Origin of the sequence: Micromonospora sp. AMSO1212t (assembly GCF_008868145.1) — a bacterium.
GTDB lineage: Bacteria > Actinomycetota > Actinomycetes > Mycobacteriales > Micromonosporaceae > Micromonospora > Micromonospora tulbaghiae.
Map to the genome: position 1 here is coordinate 1 of NZ_WBKS01000191.1, position 7,645 is coordinate 7,645.

The window sequence follows — 7,645 nt, forward strand, 5'->3', positions numbered from 1 at the left end:
CCTGGCCGGGCGGGACGAAGTCGCGTACCGGCTCGTCGCGCAGCGACCACGCGAGGATGCGGCCCACTGCGGCGATCTGCCGTTTCTGCACGCCGCCGCCGACCGCGTCCCGGGGGTCGTCCGGGTTCGCGGCGATCGTCGCCACCGACAGCTGCGGGGTGAACGCGACGACCGTCTCGGTGGCGTTCCGCTCCGAGCTGCCGGTCTTGCCCGCCACCGGCCGGCCCAGGCCCGGGGCCAGCTCCTCGGCCGTGCCGCCGTCGCAGCGCCGGTACATCGACTGGTCGCCGACCGGGCAGCGGCTGGCGTCGGCCGCCGCGCGGGCCACCTCGGTGTCGAGCACCTGCCGGCAGTCGGTGTTCCCGGCGGCCACCTTCCGGCCGGCCGGGTCGGTGATGGAGGTGACCGGCGTGGGCCGGCACCAGGTGCCCTCGGCGGCCACGGCGGCGTACGCGCCGGCCAGGTCCAGCGGCGTGGTGGCGGAGACGCCGAGCGTGAACGGCCCCCAGCTCTTGGCACCCTCGCGGGCCATCTTGGCGTCGGCCGGGGCGCGGAACACGATGCCCAGCCGCTGGGCCATCTCGACCACCCGGTCCGCGCCGACGCGCTCGGTCAGCCACGCGAAGTACGTGTTCACCGACCGGCCGAACGCGTCCCACATGTCCCGGTCGCCGTCCATCCAGTAGGTGTTGGCGTTCGCCGGGCACCACCGGCCGCCGCAGCTCGCCGGGCCGGCGCCGACCGGGTACTGCGTCACGTAGACGCGCGGCGCGTCGAACTCGGTGTCCAGCGGCAGCCCGGACTCCAGCGCGGCCAGCAGGGCGAACAGCTTGAACGTGGAGCCCGCCTGGTAGCCGGTGATGCCACCCCCGCCGGCCACCAGCTGGTTGACCGTGTTCGGGTAGTTCTGCTGCCCGTCCGGGTTGGCGGTCGTGCCGTAGGTGCGGTTCACCGCCATGGCCAGCACCCGTCCGGTGCCCGGTTGCACCACGGCGGTCGGCGCGGCGCGCTGGATCGTCTCCGGGTAGATCTCCCGCACCTGCTCGCTCGCCTTGGCCTGCACGTCCGGGTCGAGCGAGGACACGATCTTCCAGCCGCCGCGGCGCAACGTCCGCTGCCGCTCGTCGACGTTCTCGCCGAACGCCGGCTGGGCGTTCCACCACTGGGTGAACCAGTCGCAGAAGAAGCCCCAGTCGTTGTGGTCGGCGGGCACGGCGGCGCAGTCGTTCGGCGTGGTGTTGGGCTTGAGGGCCAGCTCCGTGGCCTTCGCCGCCTCGGCGTCGGCCGCGCCCACCCGGCCGGTCTCCACCATCCGGTCCAGCACGTACGCCCGGCGTTGCAGCGCCGAGTCGGCGTCCCCGTTGATCGGGTCGTCGGCCGGGGAGCGGACCAGCCCGGCGAGCAGCGCGGCCTGGGCCAGCGTGAGCCGGTCCGGCGTGGTGGCGAAGTAGCGCTTGCTGGCGGCGGCGATGCCGTACGCCCCGGCACCGAAGTACGCGATGTTCAGGTAGCGCCCGAGGATCTCGTCCTTGCCGACCTGCCGTTCCAGGGTCAGCGCGTACCGCATCTCGCGGATCTTGCGCCCGACGGTGATCTCGGTGGCGGCGGCGCGTTGCTCCTCGGTCAGCCGGGGGTCACCGGCCAGCGCGTTGCGCACGTACTGCATGGTCAGCGTGGAGGCGCCCTGGCGGGTGCCCTCGCGACGGTTGGCCGTGAACGCCCGTGCCACGCCGCGCACGTCGACGCCGTGGTGCTCGTAGAAGCGCACGTCCTCGGCGGCCACGATCGCGTCGCGCATCACCGGCGCCACCTCGCCGACCGGCACGTCCACCCGGTCCTCGACGTAGAACGAGGTGATCAGCGTCCGCCCGTCGTTGGCGTACAGGTTGGAACGCTGCGCCGGCTGCGGCGTCTTGAGCGCCTCCGGCAGCACCGTGTACGGCATCAGGTTCTTCACGCCCAGCCCGAAGACCAGTGCGGCCGGCAGCGCGGCGGCGGCCAGGGCCAGTCCGGCGAGCACGCCGGCGAGCACAACGGTGAACAGCTTGTCGAGATAGGCCCGGTTCATCAGCTCTCCCCGCAGGAGCCGGCCGTACGGACCCGTTCAGAATGACCGGATTGCTCGCTTTTGCCGACACCTTCCGCGAAATGCGCAGGAAGTTCGCGAGGAAGGATGAATCTCAGGGCAGTAGTGCGGCAGCCAGCGGCTGCACCGTCTCCTCGATCTCGTCCGCGACCCGGCTGAAGCACTGGTCGCCCCGGCCCCACGGGTCGTCCAGATCGTCGGTGGACAGCGCGGAGGCGTTCTGCCGGGCCGCGTCGGCGGCCGCCACCAGCGCGACGCCGCGCGCGTACACGGCGTCCGGCGTCGGCTCGGCCGGCGGCAGGGCGGACCGGTCCAGCCCGCCGAGCAGGCGGCCGAACTCGCCGAGGACGAACGTGCGCGCGGCGGCGTCCGGCCGCAGCGCCACCACGTACTCCTGCTGATCGGCGGTGGCGGTGAGCACCAGGTCGGCGGCGTCGATCAGGTCGGAGCGCAGCCGCCGGGCGGCGAACCCCTCGGTGTCACCGCCACGCGAGATCACCTGCCGGGCGGCGGGCGGGTTCATCTCCTCGCCCGCGTGCCAGCCGCCGGTGCCGGCGCTGTGGCTGTGCACGAGCGCGTCCGACCCGGCCGGGTCGACGTCGAGGCGGGCCAGCCGCTCGCGGACCGCGAGCAGCAGCAGCCGCTCGGCCATCGGAGACCGGCAGATGTTGCCCATGCAGACGTGCAGGACGGTGAAGGGCGGCACTCAGACCCCCCGCTCGTCGAGGATGTCCGGCACGACCTCCCGCAGCTTCGCCAGCGTCACCGCGCCCTCGCGCAGCACCCGCGGCACGTCGCCGGTCAGGTCGACGATGGTGCTCGGCACCGGGTCCACCGCCGGCCCGGCCTCCAGGTACGCCCGGACGCCGTAGCCGAGCTGCTCGCGTGCCTCCTCGGCGGTGAGCGCGGCGGGCTGGCCGATCTTGTTGGCCGACGCGACGGCCATCGGCCCGGTCTCCCGCAGCACCTCCAGCGCCACCGGGTGCAGCGGCATCCGCACCGCCACCGTGCCGCTGTTGTCGCCCAGGTCCCAGGCCAGGCTCGGCGAGTGCTCCACCACGATGGTCAGCGCACCGGGCCAGAACGCCTCGACCAGGTCGCGGGCCGCGCCGGGCAGCGAGAAGACCAGGCCGTCGAGCGTGTGCCGGGAACCGATGAGCACCGGGGGCGCCTGCCGGGCCGCACCCTTCGTGTCCGCCAGGGCCTTCACCGCGTACGGGGTGAAGGCGTCCGCCCCGATGCCGTAGACCGTGTCGGTCGGCAGGACGACGAGTTCCCCGTTCTTGACCGCCTCGACGGCAGCGGCGATGCCGCGGTCCCGGTCGGCGGGCGACCGACAGTCGTAGAGCATCACGAGGAGTCAGTCTGCCACGCCGGGGCCGGGTCGGCGTGGGTGCCGTCCGCCCGCCGGGACGCGCTCGCCCAGCGGGGCCGCCCGGCCAGGTCCCGGTGTTCCGCGACCCGGTCGTAGCGGCCGTCGCCGCGCAGCAGCGCCGGCACCGCCGCCGCGTGCGTGTCGTCGTGCTCGATGCCGATCGCGCCGCCCGGGCGCAGCAGCGCGGCGGCCCGGTCGACCACCGGCCGGATCACGTCCAGCCCGTCCGCGCCGCCGAACACCGCCTCGTCCGGGTCGTGCCCGGCCACCTCCGGCGGCACCGTCACCGACCTCGGCACGTACGGCGGGTTGCAGAGCAGCACGTCCACCTGTCCGGCCAGGTCGGCCAGCAGGTCCGGATCGGTCACGTCGGCGGCCACCACGTCGATCGGCCGGTCCCCGGCGGCGGCCCGGCCGGCCGCGTTGCGCCGCAGCCACGCCAGCGCGGCCGGGGACCGCTCCACCGCCACCACCCGGGCCGCGGGCACCTCCTGCGCGACCGCGAGGGCGATCGCGCCGGAGCCGCTGCACAGGTCGACCACGAGCGGCGCGGCGCACTCCCGGGCCCGCTCGATCCCCCAGCCGGCCAGCAGTTCGGTCTCCGGCCGGGGCACGAAGACGCCCGGCCCGACGGCCAGCTCCAGGTGCCGGAAACCGGCCGAGCCGAGCAGGTGCTGCAACGGCTCGCGCGTCAGCCGCCGCCCGACGAGCGCGTCCAGGCGGTCGCGCTGCGCCGGGGTGAACCCGTCGGCGAGCGCCAGCCGGCCACGCGGCACTTCCAGGACGTACGCGGCGAGCTGCTCGGCCTCGGCGCGGGGCGCCTCGACGCCGGCCGCCGCGAGCGCGCGCGCCACCCGGTTGATCACCAGCGAGGGGCGTTCGCGTTCTGTCCCTTCGGACGGGTGTTGCGGGAGTGCGGTCACGCAATAATCATGAGGCGTCGCGGCCCACCTCACGAGCGGGTGCGTCCGGGCGCACACCGCAGGGAGGTCGCGAGTGGGCTGGCTCGACCAGGTCGAGGACCAGGTTGACGCTCTCCGCCGCGCTCGGTCACTGCAGGAGGCCAGCCGGTCCGCGGAGGCGTGCGCCCTGCTCGACCGCGTCATCCGCACCACCGACGACCCGTACGCGCGCGCGGACGCCCTGGTGCAACGCCTGTCCGCGCTGATCAATCTCGGCCGCACCGCCGAGTTCACCCGGGCCGTCGAGGACGCCTCCGCCGCCGTACGCGACCTGACCGAGCCCTACCTGCACGGGCACCTCAACGCGCTGGCCGCGCTCGCCGCCCACCACCAGGGCGCGCTGGACCGGTGCGTGATGCACCTGGTCCGGGCCGCCCGTGCGCTCGGCGCCGACGACACCCCCGACCGGGACACCGCCTGGGGCTGGCACGACCTGGCGATGGCGTACTCGTACCTGAGCTTCCACGGCCACGCGCTCGGCGCGATCGAGCGCGCCCGCGAGGTGGGACTGAGCGCCGGCATCCCGGAGGAGACGTTCGCCGCCCCGGGGATCCGGCTGCGCAACGCGGTCGCGCTCGACCACAACGGCGACAGCGACGGCTGCCTGCGGGTGCTGCGCGACGTCGCCGGTGACCTGGCCCGGTTCCTGCGTGGCGGGGGCGCCGGCAACCTGCGCCCGAGCAGCCTGGCCGCGTACGGCTACGCCGCCGCCCGCCGGGCCGCGCTCGGCGACCGGGTGGAGTCCGCCGGGGACGCCGACCCGAACCGGCTGCTCGGCCACGGCGGCGACAGCGCCCGCGCCCGCGACCTGCGCCAGCTCGGTCAGGTCTGCCTCGCGGTGGCCGCCGGCCGCCCGATCGAGGCGGTCACCCGGCTGGACTCGCTCCAGGTCTCCGACGAGACGCTCGGCGCGGCCGAGGCGCCCCGGCTGCGCAGCGTCGCGCTGGCCCGGGCCGGTGACCACGCCGGCGCGCACCGGGCCGACAGGCACGCGTTCCGGCTCGCGGCACGGCGCAGCGACCGGCTGCGGGACGTCTACATCGACGGCATCGCCGCCCGGATCGACCACGAGGAGATGCGCCGCGAGGCGGCCCGGTACGAGGGCGAGGCGCTCACCGACCCGCTCACCGGCCTGCCCAACCGGCGCCGGCTGGAGCGCTACCTGGGCGCTGTGGTGTCCCGGGGCGAGCGGGTGGTGATCGGCGTCTGCGACCTCGACGGGTTCAAGGCGGTGAACACCCGCCACGGCCACCACTCCGGGGATCTGGTGCTGCAACGGGTGGCCGGGGTGATCAACCGGGTGATGCGGCGGGGCGACTTCGTGGCCCGCTACGGCGGCGACGAGTTCGTCGTGGTGCTTCCCGACACCGTCATGCCGGAGGCCGTCGAGGTGGCCCGCCGGATCGAGGCGGCCGTCCGCACCGAGGACTGGGAGTCCCTCGTGCCGGGCACGCCGGTCGGGGTGACGATCGGTTTCGCCGAGGTCGACGGCAGCACCACTGTGAGCGTCCGGGAAGCGCTCGGCACCGCGTTCGAGCTGGCCGACCGGGAGATGCTGCGCGCCAAGGCGCGGTTGCGGGCGAGCTGAGGCCGTACCCCGAAGGTCGCCTTCGCGGGGTCCGCACGGGCGGCGCGGCGGCCTTCGCGCAGGCCGCGCCAGGTCAGCGGCGGGACAGCTCGGTCTCGCCGGCCAGCCGCGCCGCGCGGTCCGCCTCGGCCAGCGCGTCGAGCACCCCGTCCAGCTCGCCGGCCAGCGCCAGGTCCAGGTTGTACGCGGTGTAGCCGATGCGGTGGTCGGTGATCCGGTTCTGCGGGAAGTTGTAGGTGCGGATCCGCTCGGACCGGTCCACGGTGCGGACCTGCGCCTTGCGGGCGTCCGACGCCGCCGCGTCCGCCTGCTCCTGGGCCGCGGCCAGCAGCCGGGCGCGCAGGATACGCATGGCCTGCTCCCGGTTCTGCAGCTGCGACTTCTCGTTCTGGCAGGAGACCACGATGCCGGTCGGCACGTGGGTGATCCGTACCGCCGAGTCGGTCGTGTTCACCGACTGACCACCGGGGCCGGACGAGCGGAACACGTCGATGCGCAGCTCGTTCGGGTCGATGGTGACGTCGACGTCCTCCGCCTCCGGCAGCACCAGCACCCCGGCGGCGCTGGTGTGGATCCGGCCCTGCGACTCGGTGACCGGGACGCGCTGCACCCGGTGCACGCCGCCCTCCCACTTGAGCCGGGACCAGACGCCGTTGCCGCCCTCCGGGACGCCCTTGCTCTTGATCGCCAGCGAGACGTCCTTGACGCCGCCGAGGTCGGAGTCCTGCGCGTCGATCACCTCGGTGACCCAGCCGTGCCGCTCGGCGTACCTGGTGTACATCCGCAGCAGGTCACCGGCGAACAGCGCCGACTCCTCGCCGCCCTCGCCTGCCTTGATCTCGACGATCACGTCCTTGGCGTCGTGCGGGTCGCGCGGGATGAGCAGTTCCGCGAGCCGTTCCTCGAGCGCCGGCAGGGAGGCGGCGATGGTGTCCGCCTCGGCGGCGAACGTCGCGTCCTCGGCGGCCAGCTCGCGGGCGGCGACCAGGTCGGCCCGGGCCTGCTCCAGCTCGCCGGCTGCCTTGTGCAGCGGGACCAGTTCGGCATACCGACGGCCGACCCGCCGGGCGGTGCCCTGGTCGGCGTGGATGGCCGGGTCGGCCAGCCGCCGCTCCAGCTCGGCGTACTCGTCGAGGAGGGCGGCCAGGCGCTCACTGCTCATGCTGCGGATGCTCCTTGGGGATGAAACCGGCGCAAACGGACGAACGCCCGTGCCCGGCAGGAGCCGGACACGGGCGTCGTCGACGGAGCTACTTGGCCTTCTTGGCCTGAACCTTGGCGTACTTCTGCTGGAACTTCGCGACCCGGCCGGCGGTGTCCAGCACGCGCTGCTTACCGGTGTAGAACGGGTGGCAGGCGCTGCAGGTCTCGACGCTGATGGCGCCGCCCTTGGCGGTGCTGCGGGTCGTGAAAGAGTTGCCACAGGAGCAGCGGACCTCGGTGGTCTGGTACTCCGGGTGGATGTTGGGCTTCATGTCGCCTCGGTCCTTTCGTCGGTGGTCGCCGGGTCGCCGTCGGTGCTCCCCGTCGTCAGGACGGGCTCGGGCGTGAACCGGAACCGGTGGCCGATTGACCAGTCTGCCACGGGCGTCTGCCACCCGGCACAGGAGGTCCGCCACCTCCAACGCCGGCCC

General features: G+C 74.3%; 7 protein-coding genes. 1 reads left to right on the forward strand and 6 read right to left on the reverse strand.

Going from position 1 to position 7,645, the window contains the following annotated elements; translation table 11 throughout:
• The 4 genes from F8279_RS28280 to prmC form a co-directional block, all read right to left on the reverse strand.
• Positions 1 to 2,068, reverse strand: a 2,068-nt coding sequence (locus F8279_RS28280; RefSeq protein WP_151501570.1) for a transglycosylase domain-containing protein, incomplete at its 3' end; no start/stop codon positions are given.
• Between the two features lie 112 nt (positions 2,069 to 2,180).
• Positions 2,181 to 2,792, reverse strand: coding sequence for a phosphotyrosine protein phosphatase (locus F8279_RS28285; RefSeq protein WP_091422584.1), 612 nt, complete (start codon positions 2,790 to 2,792; stop codon positions 2,181 to 2,183).
• The gene (locus F8279_RS28290; RefSeq protein WP_091422579.1) at positions 2,793 to 3,437 is read right to left on the reverse strand and encodes an L-threonylcarbamoyladenylate synthase; all 645 of its coding nucleotides are present in this window, start codon (positions 3,435 to 3,437) and stop codon (positions 2,793 to 2,795) included.
• The gene (prmC, locus tag F8279_RS28295; RefSeq protein ID WP_175438770.1) at positions 3,437 to 4,384 is read right to left on the reverse strand and encodes a peptide chain release factor N(5)-glutamine methyltransferase; all 948 of its coding nucleotides are present in this window, start codon (positions 4,382 to 4,384) and stop codon (positions 3,437 to 3,439) included. The genes F8279_RS28290 and prmC overlap by 1 nt, the downstream gene beginning before the upstream one ends.
• A 73-nt stretch (positions 4,385 to 4,457) precedes the next feature.
• Between prmC and F8279_RS28300 the strand changes: the two genes are divergently transcribed.
• Positions 4,458 to 6,011, forward strand: a complete 1,554-nt coding sequence (locus F8279_RS28300; RefSeq protein WP_091422570.1) for a diguanylate cyclase — start codon at positions 4,458 to 4,460, stop codon at positions 6,009 to 6,011.
• Positions 6,012 to 6,084: 73 nt separating this feature from the next.
• Here the strand turns inward: F8279_RS28300 and prfA are convergent, their stop codons facing one another.
• On the reverse strand, positions 6,085 to 7,173 hold the full coding sequence (prfA, locus tag F8279_RS28305; protein ID WP_091422567.1) for a peptide chain release factor 1: 1,089 nt from the start codon (positions 7,171 to 7,173) through the stop codon (positions 6,085 to 6,087).
• Positions 7,174 to 7,261: 88 nt separating this feature from the next.
• Positions 7,262 to 7,486, reverse strand: coding sequence for a 50S ribosomal protein L31 (gene rpmE, locus F8279_RS28310; RefSeq protein ID WP_091422563.1), 225 nt, complete (start codon positions 7,484 to 7,486; stop codon positions 7,262 to 7,264).
• Positions 7,487 to 7,645: the final 159 nt, after the last annotated feature.